Annotated in this window: 16 protein-coding genes; 8 read left to right on the top strand and 8 right to left on the bottom strand. The window is 64.6% G+C overall.

Annotation, left to right across the window (positions count from 1 at the left end; translation table 11 throughout):
* Positions 1 to 32: 32 nt before the first annotated feature.
* The gene (gene ponA2, locus RMCN_RS03340; RefSeq protein WP_067387253.1) at positions 33 to 2,528 is read left to right on the top strand and encodes a transglycosylase/D,D-transpeptidase PonA2; all 2,496 of its coding nucleotides are present in this window, start codon (positions 33 to 35) and stop codon (positions 2,526 to 2,528) included.
* 11 nt (positions 2,529 to 2,539) lie between these two features.
* Here ponA2 and RMCN_RS03335 read toward each other — a convergent pair whose 3' ends face one another.
* From RMCN_RS03335 to RMCN_RS03315, 5 genes are all read right to left on the bottom strand, one after another.
* Positions 2,540 to 2,806, bottom strand: coding sequence for a hypothetical protein (locus RMCN_RS03335; RefSeq protein WP_084377083.1), 267 nt, complete (start codon positions 2,804 to 2,806; stop codon positions 2,540 to 2,542).
* 469 nt (positions 2,807 to 3,275) lie between these two features.
* Positions 3,276 to 3,779, bottom strand: a complete 504-nt coding sequence (locus RMCN_RS03330) for a DUF2505 domain-containing protein (RefSeq protein WP_067387249.1) — start codon at positions 3,777 to 3,779, stop codon at positions 3,276 to 3,278.
* A gap of 114 nt (positions 3,780 to 3,893) precedes the next feature.
* Complete coding sequence (locus RMCN_RS03325; RefSeq protein ID WP_067387247.1) at positions 3,894 to 4,682, bottom strand: alpha/beta fold hydrolase; 789 nt, start codon at positions 4,680 to 4,682, stop codon at positions 3,894 to 3,896.
* Positions 4,683 to 4,748: 66 nt separating this feature from the next.
* Complete coding sequence (locus RMCN_RS03320; protein ID WP_067387245.1) at positions 4,749 to 5,522, bottom strand: SDR family NAD(P)-dependent oxidoreductase; 774 nt, start codon at positions 5,520 to 5,522, stop codon at positions 4,749 to 4,751.
* 264 nt (positions 5,523 to 5,786) lie between these two features.
* Positions 5,787 to 6,350 carry a TetR/AcrR family transcriptional regulator gene (locus RMCN_RS03315; RefSeq protein WP_064412654.1) on the bottom strand — a complete coding sequence of 188 codons (564 nt, stop codon included), beginning with the start codon at positions 6,348 to 6,350 and terminating at the stop codon, positions 5,787 to 5,789.
* Between the two features lie 192 nt (positions 6,351 to 6,542).
* On the opposite strand from RMCN_RS03315, the gene RMCN_RS03310 reads away from it, so the two are divergent.
* The 7 genes from RMCN_RS03310 to RMCN_RS03280 are packed head-to-tail and all read left to right on the top strand — an operon-like array spanning position 6,543 to position 15,324.
* The gene (locus RMCN_RS03310; protein ID WP_067387244.1) at positions 6,543 to 7,757 is read left to right on the top strand and encodes a cytochrome P450; all 1,215 of its coding nucleotides are present in this window, start codon (positions 6,543 to 6,545) and stop codon (positions 7,755 to 7,757) included.
* Positions 7,758 to 7,800: 43 nt separating this feature from the next.
* On the top strand, positions 7,801 to 9,000 hold the full coding sequence (locus RMCN_RS03305; protein ID WP_263987701.1) for an MCE family protein: 1,200 nt from the start codon (positions 7,801 to 7,803) through the stop codon (positions 8,998 to 9,000).
* On the top strand, positions 9,000 to 10,031 hold the full coding sequence (locus RMCN_RS03300; protein ID WP_067387242.1) for an MCE family protein: 1,032 nt from the start codon (positions 9,000 to 9,002) through the stop codon (positions 10,029 to 10,031). Before RMCN_RS03305 ends, RMCN_RS03300 begins: the two co-directional genes overlap by 1 nt.
* A complete protein-coding gene (locus RMCN_RS03295; RefSeq protein ID WP_067387240.1) occupies positions 10,021 to 11,091 on the top strand; it encodes an MCE family protein in 1,071 nt (356 codons plus the stop codon). Before RMCN_RS03300 ends, RMCN_RS03295 begins: the two co-directional genes overlap by 11 nt.
* Complete coding sequence (locus RMCN_RS03290; RefSeq protein ID WP_064412650.1) at positions 11,088 to 12,419, top strand: MCE family protein; 1,332 nt, start codon at positions 11,088 to 11,090, stop codon at positions 12,417 to 12,419. The genes RMCN_RS03295 and RMCN_RS03290 overlap by 4 nt, the downstream gene beginning before the upstream one ends.
* Positions 12,416 to 13,606, top strand: a complete 1,191-nt coding sequence (locus tag RMCN_RS03285; protein WP_067387238.1) for an MCE family protein — start codon at positions 12,416 to 12,418, stop codon at positions 13,604 to 13,606. Before RMCN_RS03290 ends, RMCN_RS03285 begins: the two co-directional genes overlap by 4 nt.
* On the top strand, positions 13,606 to 15,324 hold the full coding sequence (locus RMCN_RS03280) for an MCE family protein (protein WP_067387236.1): 1,719 nt from the start codon (positions 13,606 to 13,608) through the stop codon (positions 15,322 to 15,324). The genes RMCN_RS03285 and RMCN_RS03280 overlap by 1 nt, the downstream gene beginning before the upstream one ends.
* A gap of 16 nt (positions 15,325 to 15,340) precedes the next feature.
* Here RMCN_RS03280 and RMCN_RS03275 read toward each other — a convergent pair whose 3' ends face one another.
* The 3 genes from RMCN_RS03275 to RMCN_RS03265 all read right to left on the bottom strand — a co-directional run bounded on the left by RMCN_RS03275 (position 15,341) and on the right by RMCN_RS03265 (position 17,479).
* A complete protein-coding gene (locus tag RMCN_RS03275; protein WP_234787553.1) occupies positions 15,341 to 15,751 on the bottom strand; it encodes a nuclear transport factor 2 family protein in 411 nt (136 codons plus the stop codon).
* 67 nt (positions 15,752 to 15,818) lie between these two features.
* A complete protein-coding gene (locus tag RMCN_RS03270) occupies positions 15,819 to 16,997 on the bottom strand; it encodes a thiolase family protein (protein ID WP_067387233.1) in 1,179 nt (392 codons plus the stop codon).
* Positions 16,997 to 17,479: a Zn-ribbon domain-containing OB-fold protein gene (locus RMCN_RS03265; RefSeq protein WP_234787552.1), complete on the bottom strand. Its 483-nt coding sequence runs from the start codon at positions 17,477 to 17,479 to the stop codon at positions 16,997 to 16,999. The genes RMCN_RS03270 and RMCN_RS03265 overlap by 1 nt, the downstream gene beginning before the upstream one ends.

Below are 17,479 nucleotides of genomic sequence, written 5' to 3'. Positions count from 1 at the left end.
CGCCGCGAGACCGCATTTAATACGCTGCTGACATGCCGGAGCGCGTACCGGCCGGGGGGACGGTCATCAAGCTGATTTTGTGCTGCACGCTGGCCGGGGTGCTGGTGGCGGCGCTGATGTTCCCGTTCGCGGGCGGGTTCGGCCTGTTGTCCAACCGGGCCTCCGACGTCGTCGCCAACGGTTCGGCGCAGCTGGTGGAGGAAGACGTTCCCCAGGTGACGACGATGGTCGACGCCGCCGGTAAGCCGATCGCCTGGCTCTACAGCCAGCGCCGGTTCGAGGTGAAAAGCGAGCAGATCGCCAACACCATGAAGCTGGCGATCGTCTCGATCGAGGACAAACGGTTCGCCGAGCACGCGGGCGTCGATTGGCAGGGCACACTCACGGGTCTGTCGGGATACCTGTCGGGCAACCTCGACACCCGCGGCGGGTCGACGATCGAGCAGCAGTATGTCAAGAACTTCCAGTTGCTGGTGACCGCACAGACGAACGCCGAGAGGCGCGCCGCGGTCGAGCTGACGCCGGCCCGCAAGCTCCGTGAGATGCGCATGGCGTTGACGCTGGACAAGACGTTCACCAAGGCCGAGATCCTCACGCGCTACCTGAACCTGGTGGGGTTCGGAAACGGGGCGTTCGGGGTGCAGGACGCCGCGCAGACCTACTTCGGGGTCAACGCCTCGCAGTTGAACTGGCAACAGGCGGCGCTGCTGGCCGGCCTGGTCCAGTCGCCCGCCTCGCTGGACCCGTACGTCAACCCCCAAGGCGCCTTACAGCGTCGGAACCTGGTGCTGGACACCATGATCGAACATCTCCCCCAGCACACCGACGAACTGCGATCCGCCAAGTCCGCGCCGCTCGGTGTGCTGCCCCGCCCCAAGGAGCTGCCGAGCGGGTGCATCGCTGCCGGTGACCGCGGCTTCTTCTGCGAGTACGTGCTGGCGTATCTGGCCCACGCGGGAATCAACAAGGAACAAATCGCCCGTGGCGGCTACCTGATCCGCACCACGCTCGATCCGACGATCCAGTCGTCGGTGAGAAGGGCGATCGAGAAGGTCGCGAGTCCCACGCTGGAGGGAATCGCCAGCGTGATGAGCGTCATCAGGCCGGGCAAGGATTCGCATCGGGTGCTCGCGATGGCCAGCAACCGGAACTACGGCCTGAACAAGGACGCGGGGCAGACGGTGCAGCCACAGCCGTTCTCGCTTGTCGGCGACGGCGCAGGTTCCATCTTCAAGGTCTTCACCACCGCAGCGGCACTCGAGATGGGTATGGGCATCAATGCCCAACTCGCCGTTCCCGGATCCTTCCAAGCGCGGGGACTCGGCAGCAGCGACACACCCGGATGCCCGAAAGAGACGTGGTGTGTGAGAAACGCCGGCAACTATCGCGGGTCGATGAACGTGACCGACGCGCTGGCCAGCTCGCCCAACACCGCCTTCGCCAAGCTCATCCAGCAGGTGGGCGTGCCCCGGGCGGTCGACATGGCCGTTCGCCTCGGGCTGCGCTCCTACGCCCTTCCGGGGACGGCGCGAGCATACGATCGCGGAAGCAACGAGAGCCTGGCCGAGTACATCAAGCGACAGAACGCCGGATCGTTCACCCTGGGGCCGTTCCAGCTCAACGCTCTCGAGCTGTCGAATGTGGCTGCGACATTGAGTTCCGGCGGCATGTGGTGCCCGGCCAACCCGATCGACAAGATCATCGACCGTCACGGCAACGAGGTGACGTTCACCGCCGAGAAGTGCGACCAGGCGGTTCCGGAAGGGTTGGCGAACACTCTCGCGAACGCGCTGAGCAAGGACGACAAGGGCGCCGGTACGGCCGCCGGAGCCGCCGGTTCAGTGGGCTGGGATCTGCCGATGTCCGGTAAGACCGGCACGACCGAGTCTCACCGGTCGTCGGGGTTTCTGGGATTCACCAACCAGCTCGCGGGCGCGGTGTACATCTTCGACGACTCCAACTCACCGTCGGAGATCTGCTCGTTCCCCCTGCGCAAGTGCTACAGCGGAGACCTCTACGGGGGTAACGAGCCGGCGCGCATCTGGTTCGAGGCGATGAAGCCGATCGCGACCGATCTCGGCGAGGTGCGTCTGCCGCCGACCGATCCCCGCTACGTCGAGGGCGGTCCCGGCAGCGAGGTGCCGAACGTGACAGGCATGAACGTCGACCGGGCCCGTCAACGGCTGAAGGATGCCGGATTCCAGGTCGCCGAGAAGACGACGCCGGTCAACAGCGCGGCCGCTTACGGTGCGGTCGTGGGCACCACGCCGAGTGGTCAAACCATCCCGGGCTCCATCGTCACGATCAACACCAGCACCGGGATCGCGCCGGCACCGCCGCCGCGCCCGGAGGAACCGCCACCTCCCCCGGGTGTGCCGCCCCCGCCACCGCCGCCTGATCCGATGGTGATGCAGATCCCGGGTCTGCCGCCGTTCGTCTTCGGGCCGCCACCGCCACCCCCGCCGCCGCCGGCTCCGCCTCCACCGCCGATTGCGCCGCCGCCACCGCCGCCCCCGCCGCCTGCGTGAGGACGGCGGGGTCAGAGGTCAACCGGAGCTACTCGGGTGAGTTGATCGGAGTCGGCGAACAGCAGCGTGCCCTCGTCGAGCATCACCGCCCATCGACGGGCGGCATCTGCGATGTGGTTGGAGCCGATGTCGACGGGCACGGCGGTCATTTCACCGAAATCTTCGACGATGACGCCACGAGCCTCGGCGTCCGTGTCGGGGTTGACGCGGACACGGACGTCCACGGCCAACTCCGAGTCGTGGCCTTGCTCCCGATCGTCGACGCTTTGATCAGCCACCGAATTCCTCCTGACGCCCGTCAAGAATTTGCGTGGAGGTCAGTGAATCACGATCGCCGTCGTCTGAGCGGGGAATTCGGAGAAACTTCGGTTTGCGGACAGCGCCCTTCTGGAGCGGCCGCGCCCTGGGGATCGTGCCCGGGATCCCTCGGATTCGCGGGGACCCGCGCCGGGACTGTGATTTGCCCAACGCGGGTTCGGAGGGCGGCGGTTGACACCGGCGTCATCACTCGCCGCCGGAACCACTGCTGCCGTTGCCCGCCTACGAGCGAATAATTCGCTGGCAGCGAATAATTCGCGCAGAGCTGGGCAATAGGGGTAGGCAGTCGCGGGGGTACGCGAAGCGGCCGCCGGGGTACCCGAAGCGGCCGCCGGGGTACGCGAAGCGACCGCCGGGGTACGCGAAGCGACCGCCGGGGTACCCGAAGCGTCCGTCTCGCGCTCTACTCGTCCAGTTGCGGCCGCAGCGTCAAGCGCGCTCGCGGGTCCACTGGCCGATGAAGCGAAGTATCTCCGGAATCTGATCCATCATCTGGCGCCCGAAGTAGCTTTCGATCTTGCCGCCGACGATCGGGATCTTGACCTTGACGGTGCCGCTGCACTCGAGGCGCTTATTGTCAGGCGTCGGCGTCATCTCGAGGGTGCCGCGGCCGGAGCCCGGTGCTCCGTGGGCGCGGACGTGGATCATCCCCCGCACCTTGTCGCCACGGTCGACCGTCCAGGTCTCGCTTTGCACGAGTTCCACACCGCCGGGGTAAAGCTTGCCAAGGACACCGGGCAGCACCGTGTTTCGCAGGTCTTGGGCGACCGTCACCCGCACCTCGCCGCCCGCGCCGACGTCGAAGGAGCGCAGTTCTGCGGTGCCGTTGTGCGGTTCCAACCGCGCCAGCCAGTATCCCCGCTCGGAGAACGCGGTCTGGATCTGTTGGACGCTGACCGCGGATTCGACTGTGCAGTCGAACGACTTTGACATGTCAGAAGGCTATCGCCCACGGGGCGGCTCGTCCGACCAATGGTGCCGCGGTGATCACGGCGGACAGGCGCTCGATGGACTCGGGGAAACTACCGGAAATCAGCTCGGCGACACTCAGATGGCGTCAAAGAAGTCGGCGATCAGCGCGGTGATCTCCTCGGCCTGTTCGATCTGTGGGAAGTGGCCAGCGCCGGGCAACACCACCGCGGTGGCCTGCGGCACATGCGAGAGGACCAGATCAATCCAGGCTGAACTCTGTCCCGATTCGAGCGAGACACGCTCGCGTGCCGCGTCGAGCGTCGTGCACTGGATTGCCAGCAGCGGAACCCGCACAGCGTCGAGTGCATTCTCCACCTCCCCGGCGTCCCAACCGGCCAGACTTGTCAGCAGATTCCTGCCCAACGGCGCGGGAAAGCCGACCCCTCGATCGACTATCCGGTTAGCCAGAACGGGATCGCTGGACGGGACGAACATCGATTCGAAAAACCACTTCATGAATCGCCCGTAGCCATCCTCAGCGAGGTCATCGGACATGGCCCGCTCGGCGACCGCAGGATCACCCTCGGCGATCCGACTGCCGTCGACGAGTACGAGGCCGGCCACCGCGCCGGGCCGTACCCGGTACGCCTGGAGAGCGACGCGACAGCCCATGCTGTGGCCCACGACGATCGCCGGTGGCAGCGACATTTCCACCATGGCTCGGGCCACCGCAGCTCCATACGTCTCGACCGTGCAGTCCGCCGGTGCGCTCTGGACGGAACCGTGCCCGGGCAGCTCGCATACGACGACGGTGGTTCTTGTTCGAAACCAGTCGACCTGGGCCTGCCAGTCCGTGGCATCGCAGGCAAGTCCGTGCACGAAGACCAAGGGTGGGCCGCCAGAACCGGTTCGTGTCGCTTTCATCCTCGGAGCTCCTTTGCTCGAGCGGAGGCGCCTTCTCTATCGATGCGCGGGGCGGAGCGCCGACCACTATTGCGCTAGGTAGCCCCCATCGACGGGTAGCACGGCACCGGTGATGAAGGAGGCGTCGTCGGAGGCGAGGAAGGCGATGGCGCTGGCGACTTCGGCGGGCTCGCCGATACGGCCGATCGGGTGCATGCGCTCGATCGCGGCCAGATACTCCGAGCCACCCGGCTCATTCGGAAGCTGCTTGACTCGCTCGGTTCGAATCGTCCCGGGCGCAACGGCATTGACTCTGATCCCCCGGTCGGCCCACTCGACCGCCAGATGCTTGGTCAGGCCGGTGGCGATGAACTTGGCGGGCCCGTAGGCCGCCTGCCGCTTCTGCCCTGCCAGTCCGGAGATCGAGGAGAGGCAGACGATGGCGCCGCCCCCGGTGGGCAACATCGCCTCGATCGCGAACTTGCACGTCAGGAACATCCCACGTCCATCGATGGCCATGACCTCCTCCCAGTCGGAGGCGGAGACCTCAAGCGCGTCGCCGAGCGGGATGATTCCGGCGTTGGCGACCAGCACGTCGAGCCGTCCGTAGCGGTCGACGGCCGCCGTGACCATCCGCTTCGCATCGTCGGGGACCGAGACGTCACCGACGACCGTCTCGACTTCCGTTCCGGTCTCTCGCAGTTCGTCGGCGAGCGCCAGCAGCGGTTCACTTTGAATGTCGGTCACGGTCAACCGGGCTCCCTCGCCCGCGAAGCGCACCGCCGTCGCCCGGCCGATGCCGAACGCCGCCCCGGTGATCACGGCGGACTTCCCGCGCAGACGCCCTCGTTCGTGGGTCACCGCTTGGCCATCGCCTTCGTCGACAACGTTGCGAGCCTCCCTTGTGCGCCGACGTCGCCGACCCGATAGCCGTCAGGCTTGACCTTGCGGTCGCGCGATTGAATCGGAAATCCCTGGGAGACATCACGATCGGACAGTCGCCTCGGGCTGGACGCGCAAAGCCTATGTCCACACGCAGGGGGCGCCGGTCGAAACGGCCAAATTCGTAGGGCGGCACCGCGCTCGGCGGCAACCACTCGCCTGCCGCGTACCTCACCTCTCAGGTCAGGACTGCTGGGCCTCCTGACGGTAGGGCGGACCGAGGAATCGCTGCAGCATTCGGTACTCGGCGTCGGGATCCTTCATGGGCCAACTCCAGAGCGCCAAGAAGACCCGAATCAGCCACTGCTCCGCAAGGGGGTCGGGATCCTCGAGTCCAAGCATCTCGGCGGCGAACTGCGCGATGACCTCAGACGTCGTCAGCCAGTCGGTTTCGGTGGGCGGATGGGCGGAGCGGAGCGCGTTGGTCAACGGGTCGGACCGGGCCCGCTCCAACGCCAACGCCGTCGCCTCCACCACCCGCTCCGCACCGGAGAGGCCGCGGATGGCTTCGCGCACGGTCTCGACCGTGCGGGCCGCGTGGATGGCGACAACGGCGTCGCGGATCGCGGTCTTGCCGCCGGCGTGCCGGTAGATCGTGGCGGGCGAACAGTGCACTTTCGCAGCCAGCGCGTCGATGGTGAACGCCTCCCATCCACGACGGGCGATCAGATCGGCGGCGGCGGCGTGTATGCGTCTGGTCGCTTCGGAGGCTCGATCTCGACCGACCAGCCAATCGGTACCAGCCACCGCACGCGTCTCCTGTCGCCGACAGCCTCAGGGCTCTATCTCTCAGGATGAGAAGGACAGCGCCGATTCTCTCATGGACGCCGCTGGTGAGGGCGCGTTCGTGAGAAGGCCAGGTTCGGCTGCTCCACGAGAGGCATTTCAACTTCGGCCAGCGGCGTTGACGGTCTCCATCAGGAGACGAACGCTAGGACCGTGGCGATCTTGGATGACCCTGCTCAATTCTTCGGAAATGCCGCCATCCAGGACCCGTACCCGCTCTACGAGCAGATGCGGTCAGAAGCACCGGTGCACCGCATCGGTGAGTCCGATTTCTACGCGGTCTGCGGCTGGGACGCGCTCGTCGAGGCGACCAACCGGGTGCAGGATTTCTCCTCAAATCTCACCGCAACCGTGGTCTACGACCACAGCGGCGCGGTGAACCCGTTCCCGATGATGCCGCTCGGCGACCCGGCGCACGCGCTCGCCACCGCAGACGACCCCGCACACGCCGTGCATCGCAAGATTCTGTTGCCGCACCTGTCGGCTAGACGAGTCCAGGTGATCGAGGAGTTCGCGGAGGAGACTGCGCACCAGCTGTGGACGGAGTCGGTGGACGACGGGCGAATCGAATGGATGAGCGCCATCGCCAACCGTCTCCCGATGAAGGTGGTCGCTCAACTGCTCGGCTTGCCCCACGACGATGTGGACAAACTCATCAGGCTGGGATACGCCACCACCACGTTGCTCGACGGGATCGTCACCCCGGACCAACTCGAAGCCGCCGGGCTGGCGGCAATGGAACTCGGCGGCTATGTGCTGGAACACTTCGAAGCGGCGGGCAGGGATCCACAACCGGGACTGATCAGCGATCTCGCTGCGCGCTGCGCGTCCGGCGAGGTGGAACAGCCGGTCGCCTTGAGCATCATGCTCACGCTCTTCAGCGCCGCCGGGGAATCCACGGCCTCGCTGCTCGGCAGCGCCGCATGGGTTCTCGTCAGCCAACCCGACATACAGAAACAGGTCCGCGAGGATCGTGACCTCCTGGTGCCCTTCATCGAGGAGACGCTGCGATACGAGCCTCCATTCCGCGGCCACTACCGCCACGTCCTGCACGACACCACGCTGGGCGGGGTCGACCTCCCCGCCAACTCACATCTGCTGCTGTTGTGGGGCGCCGCCAATCGCGATGCCGCACAATTCGATTCACCGCACGAGTTCCGGCTCGACCGCGGCAGCGGCAAGGGCCACGTCACGTTCGGCAAGGGTGCTCATTTCTGCGTGGGCGCAGCGCTTGCCCGGCTCGAGGCCCGGATCGTCTTGCGCATGCTGCTCGAACGGACCGATTGGATCGAGGCTGTCGACGTGGGTGACTGGCTGACCAGCATCCTGGTCCGCCGATTGGAACGTCTGGAACTGGCAGTCCGATGATCACGGTTCAACTCCCGCCGAATCCCGCGCAGGATGCCGGGCGTTGATCAAGATCCACCGCAAGAGAGCGCTGCGGATAGCGGCGCTCATCATGGCCGCGGTGTTCGCAGTGATCTCATCGCTGACTTACCTTGCTTACTCGGGGGCGTTCATTCCCGTCGACACCGTCATAGTGACCTCGGCGCGGGCCGGTCTCGTGATGGACCGGGACGCCAAGGTCAAGTACCTGGGAGTCGAAGTCGGCAAAGTGTCCTCGATCGAATACGACGGGGCACAGGCGGAACTGACATTGGAGATCCGCCGCGATCAGATGAACTACATCCCTTCCAACGTCACCGTCCGTATCGCCAGCAACACCGTGTTCGGCGCGAAATCCGTTGAGTTCCTCAGCCCGACGATCCCCGACAAGAGCGCACTCGCGGCCAACTCGCATCTGCATGCCGCCGAGGTCGCCGTGGAAGCCAACACGCTCTTTGAAACGCTTGTCAACACTCTGAAGAAGATCGATCCGGTGGAGCTGAACGCCACCATGACCGCAATCGGCGAAGGGTTGCGCGGAAACGGGAGGGACATCGGGACCACGATCTCGACGTTCACCGACTACATGGGAACGTTCAACCCGCACCTGCCCACGCTCCAGTCGGGAATCCAAAAGGTGGGCGAAGTCGCCGATATCTACGCAGAGGCGACGCCGGACCTACTGACCTTGTTCGACAACACCGATTCGATCAGCAACACCATTGTCGACCAGCAGGAGAACCTGGCTACGACGTTGATGGCGGCGGTCGGGCTGGGGAACACCGCATCGGACGTGCTCGAGCCCTCCCAACGCGACTTGATCGCCGCGATTCAGCGGTTGCGGGCCCCATTGAAGGTCCTGGGCGACTACTCCCCGCAATTGGGTTGCCTGCTCACCGGTTTGGCGACCACGCTCAAGGAATTCGCTCCCGCTTGGGGCGGCACTGTGCCCGGGGTCTTCATGAACGCCTTCTTCATTCCCGGCGTCGCGCCGTACACCTACCCCGAGAGCCTGCCCATCGTCAACGCGTCCGGCGGCCCCAATTGTCGGGGGTTGCCGAATCTGCCAGGAAAGATGAAGAACGGATCGTGGTTTCGGCCGCAGTTCCTGGTGACGGACAACGCTTACATTCCCTACCAGCCCAACACCGAACTGCAATTCGATCCGCTGACGACGTTCCAGTTTCTGTTCAACGGTGCCTATGCCGAGCGAGACGATTACTGATGCCCAGGGACCGACTCGGCATGAAGGTTGCAGCCTTCACCGTTGTGATGCTGCTCGTCCTCGGCCTTCTCGTCGTGACCTTCGGGAAGTTCCGGCTGGGCTCGACAGTGTCCTATCGTGCGGAGTTCGACTCGGTGTCACGCCTGAAGCCCGGCCAAGACGTACGTGTCGCAGGCATCCCCGTCGGGTCCGTCACCGACATCGCCATCAACGGCGACCATGTCGACGTCGAGTTCGCGATCGACAAGACATACCGGATATACAGCTCGACCCGTGCCGCGATCCGATACGAAGATCTGGTCGGCAACCGCTACCTCGAAATCTCGACTGGCTCAGGGGAACTGCGGCCGCTGGCGCCCGGCGGTACCATTCCGCGCTCGAATACCGTGCCGGCAGTGGATCTCGACGCTCTGCTGGGCGGTTTGCGCCCGGTCCTCAAAGGCCTCGACGCGAGCAAGGTCAACGAGGTCAGCAACGCGATCATCGAACTACTCCAAGGCAACGGCGGCACCTTGGCCAAGGTCCTGTCCGATACCGACTCCTTCACCCGAACGCTGGCGGGACGCGACCAGTTGATCGGCGAAGTCATCGACAATCTCAACACCGTACTCACATCGATCGATGACAAAGGGGCACAACTGGACACGAGTATCGATCACCTGCAGCAACTGACCACAACCCTATCGGAGGGTCGCGGCCCGATTGCCGGGGCGATCCAGCCGCTCGCCTCCGCGCAGGCCGACCTCACCGATCTGTTGACCTCGTCGCGACGTCCGCTGCAGGGGGTGATCGAAAATGCGCGCCCCCTGGCGACCGTTCTCGATGACCGGAAAGACGAGGTCAACGCCGTGATCGAACCCCTCGCCGAAAACTACCTGCGACTCAGCGCGCTCGGTCAATACGGCGCCTTCTTCAACATCTTCTTCTGCGCGGTGAAGATCAAGATAAACGGTCCCGCAGGGAGCGACATCTTGATTCCGCTTCTCGGGCCGACGGATTCGTCAAAGGGACGGTGCTCCGATGACGGTTGAGGAGCGGGGTCGCCGAAACCCCCTACGCACAGGCATTTTCGGGATCATTCTCGTCATCCTGCTGGTGCTCGTTTCATTCGGTTACTCCACACTGCCCTTCATGCCGCAGGGAAAGGTCTACACCGCTTACTTCACCAACGCCGCCGGAGTCACCAGCGGCAGCGATGTGCAGATCTACGGATACAACGTCGGCAAAGTGAGCTCGGTCAACCTCGACGTGAGCGCCCGCGCCGCAAAGGTGATTTTCACCGTCGACCGCGATCTGCGCCTCGGCGACCAGACGCTGGTGGCGATCAAGACCGACACCGTTCTCGGCCAACGGATCCTGGCGGTCACCCCGGGTGGTGCAGGGTCGGTCGACACCGTGCCGCTCGGACGCACGACTACCCCGTACACCCTGCCCGACGCGTTACAGGATCTGGGAAACTCCGCAGCCGAGTTGGACACCGACACCTTCGAAACCGCGCTGCAAACTCTGACCGCCACGATGCGTGACGCCACCCCCCAACTGCGTAGCGCACTCGACGGCGTGACCGCGCTTTCCCGCAGCATCAACGCCCGCGACGAGGATCTCGCCGATCTACTGGCTCACGCGAAGTCGCTGTCGGCCATCCTGGCCACTCGCTCCCGTCAACTGAATCAGCTGATCACCGACGGTAACGCGCTGTTCGCCGAGCTCAGTGCACAGCGCACCGCGCTCGCCTCTCTCGTCGCGGGAATCGGCGATGTGTCGCGGCAAATATCGGGGTTCGTCGCCGACAACCGTCGTGAATTCGGTCCCGCGCTAGTCAAGCTCAACCTCGTGCTCGAAAATCTGAACTCCCGTCGCGCCCATCTCGACGAGGCGCTCAAGCGGCTCCCTGCCTTCTCCACGACACTGGGTGAAGTTGTGGGGTCCGGCCCGGGCTTTTCCGTCAACGTCTGGGGTGTGCCGACTCCTGCCGTCGCCGGCGTGCTGTTGGACACCTACTTCCAGCCGGGCAAGCTGCCCGACAGTCTGGCCGACATGCTCCGCGGATTCATCCGGGAGCGACTCGTGATCAGGCCGAAAACGCCATGACCGCGCTCGGACTCGCCCACCCCCGACGATGGCCCAGGGCTGTGCTCGCCGCGGTGCTGACCGTGACACTCATTGCAGGGGTGTACACAGTATGGCCGCGCGCGCAGCAGCGCAGCATCACGGGTTTGTTCTCCTCGGCAGTGGGTCTGTACGTCGGCGACGAAGTGAAGGTTGCCGGAGTCACCGTCGGTCGGATCACCGGAATCGAGCCAGGCCCAGAGCACACCAGGGTGGCGATGAGTGTCGAGGCGGGAGTCCCCATTCCGGCCGATGCCGCCGCGCTCATCGTTTCGCCGAATCTGGTCTCCGCTCGGTTTGTGGAATTCGCGCCGATCTACGACGGCGGCCCGACGCTGTCCGACAACGCAGTCGTTGGACTCGATCGGACCGCGGTACCGATCGAATGGGATCAGGTCAAGGACGAACTGACCAAGTTGTCCGCGCAGCTTGGGCCCAAACCAGGCTCGGCGCAGGGGCCACTGAGCGAGTTGATCAACCAAGCCGCAGACACTTTCGACGGTTCCGGTGAGTCATTCAGAAGTGCAGTCCGTGAACTATCGCAAGTGGCAGGGCGTCTCGGCGATTCGCGTGCCGACATCTTCGACACCGTGAAGAACCTGCACATCGTGGTGAACGCCCTGGCCGAGAGCAACGAACAGATCGTGGCGTTCACATCTCACGTCGCCTCAGTGTCTCAGGTGCTCGCGGACAGTTCCCTCGACATCGATCAAGCGCTGGCCTCTCTGAACAATGCACTCTCCGACGTCCGGGGCCTGCTCAGTGACAACAACGACGCATTGATCGGCCAGATCGACCGACTCGCCGACTTCACCAGCCTGCTGAACGAACGCAGCGACGATATCGAACAAGTTCTGCACCTGGCGCCGACGGCGCTGGCCAACTTCTACAACATCTACAATCCGGCCCAGGCGTCGTTGGCGGGAATCGTGACGTTGCCCAATTTCGGAAACCCGGTACAACTGATGTGCGCGGGAATGTTCGAGACCGCGGAGACGCCAGAGAATTACAAGCGCGCCGAAATCTGCCGTCAGCGGATGGCGCCGGTGGTCAAGCGGCTCCAGATGAACTATCCGCCGTTCCTGTTTCGCCCGATAACCAGCATCACGGCGTACAAGGGGCAGATCATCTATGACACACCACAGACGGAAGCCAAAGCGCAGACGCCGATTGCACAACTGCAATGGCACCCGCTGCCCGGGGTGACTCCGCCATCAATACCGCCCGACGCCGATCTGAGTTCGCTCATGGTGCCGGACGCGCCAACCGCGCCCCACCAGCCCGACGGACAGGCGGGAGCCGGCAGATGATCAACCGACACCTTCACAGATGGGCGCGGCGAGCCACGGCGATCGGGTCACTCGCGGTGGTGGTTTCGGCATGCCAATTCAATGGGTTGAACTCACTGAACATGCCGGGTACCGCGGGCCACGGCGACGGTTCGTTCACCGTATCGGTCGAGCTACCCGATATTTCGTCGCTGCCACAGAATTCCCCCGTCAAGGTGGACGACGTGACCGTCGGCAGTGTGTCAGGTATCAAGCCCGTGCAGCGTGACGACGGCACGTTCTATGCGCTGGTGCAGCTGTCCCTCGGCGGCTCGGTGCATCTGCCCGCCAACGCCACTGCGACCGTCGGTCAAACATCTCTGCTGGGCTCGCGGCACCTGGAACTGGCCGAACCCGTCGCCGAACGACCCATCGGCTCCCTGGGCCCGAATTCCCGAATCGGCATTGAAAACACCGGCAATTATCCGAGCACCGAGGATGTGCTGTCGTCTCTGGCCATCGTCGTCAACAACGGTAACCTCGGTGTGCTGCAGGATATTACGAATGAGACGTACGCTGCCATTGCCGGGCGCGCCGGTCAGTTCGCCGCGTTCCTGCCCAGACTCGCCGAATTGGCCGCAGGTTTGAATGCTCAGGCGCACGACATCGCAACGGCGATGGAGAAGGTCAATCGCCTAGCAGGTCGACTCGCCGGTGGTAGGGACAAGATCGAGCGCGCACTGGCGACACTCCCGTCGGCCACGCGCGTACTCAACGACAATGGCCACCGCATCGTTGATGCCTTTGCGGCTCTGAAGCGGCTCGCGGACGTCTCTGCCCCCCTCTTGGCCCAGACGAAAGCGGACTTCGCCGCTGATCTCGTCCACGCTTATGCCGTGGTCAAGGCTCTCAGCGACAACGCCGAAACGCTCGTCGACGCGTTGCCGATCCTGCCTGCGTTTCCGATACCGCTCAACGAGGGACTGCCGCGGGCGGTCAGGGGTGACTTCCTCAACGTCTTCGCGACGTTTGACCTCACGGTGCGGCGGATGGGTGAGAATTTCTTCACGACAAGCACTCTCGATCCCAACATGAAACGTCTTTCTGAAGTCGTCTCCGTCCCCGATTACCTCGTCGGAGCGACATCGTCGTTGTCCGGGCAGGCTGCCGATCCGTTCCAGATCCCGCCCCTCAATCCTCCCGATCCACAGTCTGCAGGCCAACCCTGATGCTCACTCCCCTCGTCCGCCTGCAACTGACCATCTTCTCTCTGGTCGCGCTCGTCAGTGTGTTCGTGATCGCGGTGTTCTACGTGCAGTTGCCGAAGGCGTTCGGCCTCGGAACCTACACCGTGACGGCCAATTTCGTGGCCAGTGGCGGTCTGTATACGAATGCGAACGTCGCCTACCGCGGGACGACCATCGGCAAGGTCACATCGGTCTCGCTGACCCGCGACAACGATGTCCTGGTCGAGATGCGGATCGACGATGCCATGAAAGTTCCCGACGACGTCGACGCCTACGTCAAGAGTGTGTCGGCCATCGGCGAGCTGTACGTCGATCTGGTGCCGCCGCCGAATGCGTCCACGGATTTCCTGGGTGACGATGGGCACATCGATCGCGACCGCACGCACATCAGCGGCGACATCGCCGGCCTGCTGCGCGAGGCGCAAAGCCTGGTCGATTCGCTTGATCGAAGCCGGTTGCGGGACGTATTGAGGGAGGCATTCACAGCTTTCGACGGGTCGGGTCCCGAGCTCGCGCGGCTCATCGAATCGTCACGGTCGCTGATCGAAGAAGCCGACAACACGTCCAGTGAGACAATTGAGCTCCTCGAACGATCTCAACCGCTGCTCGACGCTCAGCGTGCGTCCGGGCAGAACATCAGGTCGGTGGCAGATGGCCTGGCACGCCTCACGACTCATCTTCGGGAAGCCGACCCAGAGATACGCGCCGTTCTGCAGTCGGCTCCCGGCGCCACCGGCGAAGCAACTGCCCTCTTCGAAGGTATCCGTCCCACGTTTCCGGTGCTGGCGGCTAACCTCGCCAACGCCGGCCGTGTTGGCGTCATCTATCACAAGTCGATCGAACAGGTTCTGGTGATCATGCCTGCCCTTGCCGCGGCAGTCATCACGATCGCCAATCAGTACCCGGCGGACGAAGGCGCCAAGGCGGACTTCAAGCTGAATTTCGGTGATCCGCCGCCGTGTATCACCGGGTTCGTGCCTCCGGCCGAAATACGTTCGCCCGCCGACACCACGCTTCGCGACGTCCCCAAAGACATGTACTGCAAGGTCCCGCACAACGATCCGACAGTCGTTCGCGGCGCACGCAACTATCCCTGCCAGGAATTCCCCGGCAAACGGGCGCCGACGGTGCAGCTCTGCCGCGATCCGCGGGGTTATGTGCCGGTCGGAAGCAACCCATGGCGTGGACCGCCGGTGCCCGTGGGAACACCGGTAACCGATCCTCGGATGACCCTGCCGCAGAACAAGTATCCCTACATTCCGCCGCAAGCGGACTACGATCCCGGGCCTCCTGCCGTACAGCTTCCGCCCGGTGTGCCGCCCGGGCCGGGGCCGGCACTGACCGCGCCGTATCCGACGCAGGTCCCGCCGGTGACCCCCGGACCTCCTCCACCGCCTCTACCATTTCAGCCGCCGCCCGACCAGGTGATCCCGCCATACGTCCGGCCGTCGGCGCCGCCCGCTCCGGTAGATCCAAGCCCCACAGCGCCGCCCGCTCCCCGGAACGACCCGTTACCGGCTGAAGCCGGATTGGCGGGAGCAACCCAACCACAGGCGGGCGCCGCCGTGACGACCTACGATCCGGCGACCGGCAAGTTTCTCGACCCGTACGCCGGAATCAGCCTGTACGCCAGTGGGTCAGCTAAAAGGGCCATAGCCGAGAATTGGGTGGACCTCATGACCTATCCCCGCCTCAGTTGACGTCGGCGAGACCCCATCAGTCGACGTCGATGAGAAGGTGGGTGAGCCGAAGCTCGGCGATACGCCACACTCCGTCGCGTCGCACCCATCGGTCATGGTAATGACCGTAGGCAGTCAACCCCGTCCCGTTGTTCCACTTCACTCGCTCTTGAGCCGCCCAGATCACGCGTGCCTCATTCTCGTCGAGGTGAAACTCCGGGCTGTGCACCTGATGAACCGTGACCGCATCTGTCACCGACGTCTGCACTGCTTCGAGCGTGGCGTCGCGTCCGACGATCGGCGGCACCTCATCGCCGCCGCCTAGATCGAAGACGATGTCGTCGGTCATCAGCTCAGCCAATCCGGCCCAGTCCTTGGTGTCCAACAGCCGGCAGTATCTCGATTTGGCCTGCTCCAGCTCGAAACACGTCTGTAGGTCGATGTGCAAAGTGGCTCCTCTACGTTGACGAGAACATGCCTCAGGGTGTTCGAAGCACGGTGGATCTTCTGCCCACCTACAGCGTCCGTCGCAGCAGCATGGCTGTCGTTCCACTGTTGGCAGCCCCAACCCCGACCGCTGCCAGTGATACGTCGTCAACCTGACGGCCGCTTGCCTCGGCCCGGATCTGCAAACACGCCTCGTACAGGTGACCGAATCCGTGCAGCCGTCCTCCGGACAATTGGCCGCCCGCTGTGTTGATCGGCAGTTCACCGCCGAGCGAGATGCGTGCCGGGTCGGCAATGAAGTCGCCGGATTCTCCCACCTTGCAGAAGCCGAAATCTTCCAACCAGCACAGCACGAATACGCTGAACCCGTCGTACAACGAGGCGTAATCGACATCGGCCACGGTGAAATCCGTTCGGTCCCAGATGGTCGACCAACGCGAGCTGATCCGGGTGATGTCCTCGCCGCCCTCCCAGGTGAAGCGGTCGTGATGAGCGCAGTCCAGCGACTCGACCGTGACCGCGGGATGGTCCAGTGCTCGAGCATGCGCGGCCCGCGAGATGACGAACGCGGTCGCTCCGTCGCAGGCGATGTCGCAGTCGTACATGCACAGCGGCTCCGACACCATCCGCGCATTCAGGTAGGTATCAACGTCGAGGGGGTCGGTGTATATCGCCGACGGGTTTCGTCGCGCATTGGCGCGCTCGACGATCGCAATCGAGGCGAGCTGTTCGCGCCTGAGGCCGTATCGAATCATCCTGGCGCGCAACTGCATTGCAGCCAGATTGGCCGCAGTGGCGCCGTAGGGCAGCTGCCAGGCCATCATCCCGCTCGGTCGACCGCCCCGCGCGCCGTAGCCCTGCCGTCGGCCCGCGCCCTGGGCGGTGCCCTCCCAGATGCTGCGCCAGCACAGCACATGGTTGGCCATGCCACCGGCGACGGCGAACATCGCATCGACCACGGCGCCCAGTTGGCCCGGAGACTCCACCCCTCCGGCCACCCAATTCGGCTTGACGCCGAGCGCGTCGTGGATATCCCGCAGCGACGCCCCCGAGAACCCCGGACCGGCCTGGCACGCACCCGGATACGTCGTCAACCCGTCGATGTCGGCGAGCGTGAGTCCTGCATCTTCGACGGCGGCCAGGCACGCGTCCGCGGTGAGTTGCAGGGCGTCTCGGCCCAGCCGCCGACCGATCTCGGACTGGCCGACCCCACTGATGACGACCTTCTCGGCAAGCGGTGAACCCATCAGAGGTCCGGTTCGAACAGCGGGATGAACACCTCGTCGTCTCCGTCGGTGTGCCGTTCGAACGTGACGCGCACCGGCAGTCCGACGGTGACGTCTTCCGGCCGCACGTTCACGATGTTCGTCAGCACCCGAACGCGGCTGTCCTCAACCGGATTCACGAACGCCACCAGGTAGGGCGGCGCGAAACCCGGGAAGAACGGATGCTCGTTGACGGTCCACGTTTCGACCCGTCCCCGGCCGCTGAGCGTCGCGTACTCGAGAACACCGTGATCGTGCGGGCAACGCAGGGCCGGCGGATGGACCAGGCGCTCGCAGCCGAGGCAGCGTTGCATCCGCCAAGTGCCGTCGGAGCCGCCCGTCCAATAGGGCCGGTTCAGCTCGGTGAGCAGCGGCACCGGCCGCTGCGGTATCGCCTCACCCATCCCCGTCGCTTCGCTCGCCCCGGCACTCATTCCCGTCGCTTCGCTCGCCCCGGCACTCAT

The organism is Mycolicibacterium novocastrense (genome assembly GCF_001570485.1).
Taxonomy (GTDB): domain Bacteria; phylum Actinomycetota; class Actinomycetes; order Mycobacteriales; family Mycobacteriaceae; genus Mycobacterium; species Mycobacterium novocastrense.
The sequence above is the reverse complement of the archived record's forward strand: the minus strand, read 5'-3'. Positions and strand labels throughout refer to the sequence as shown.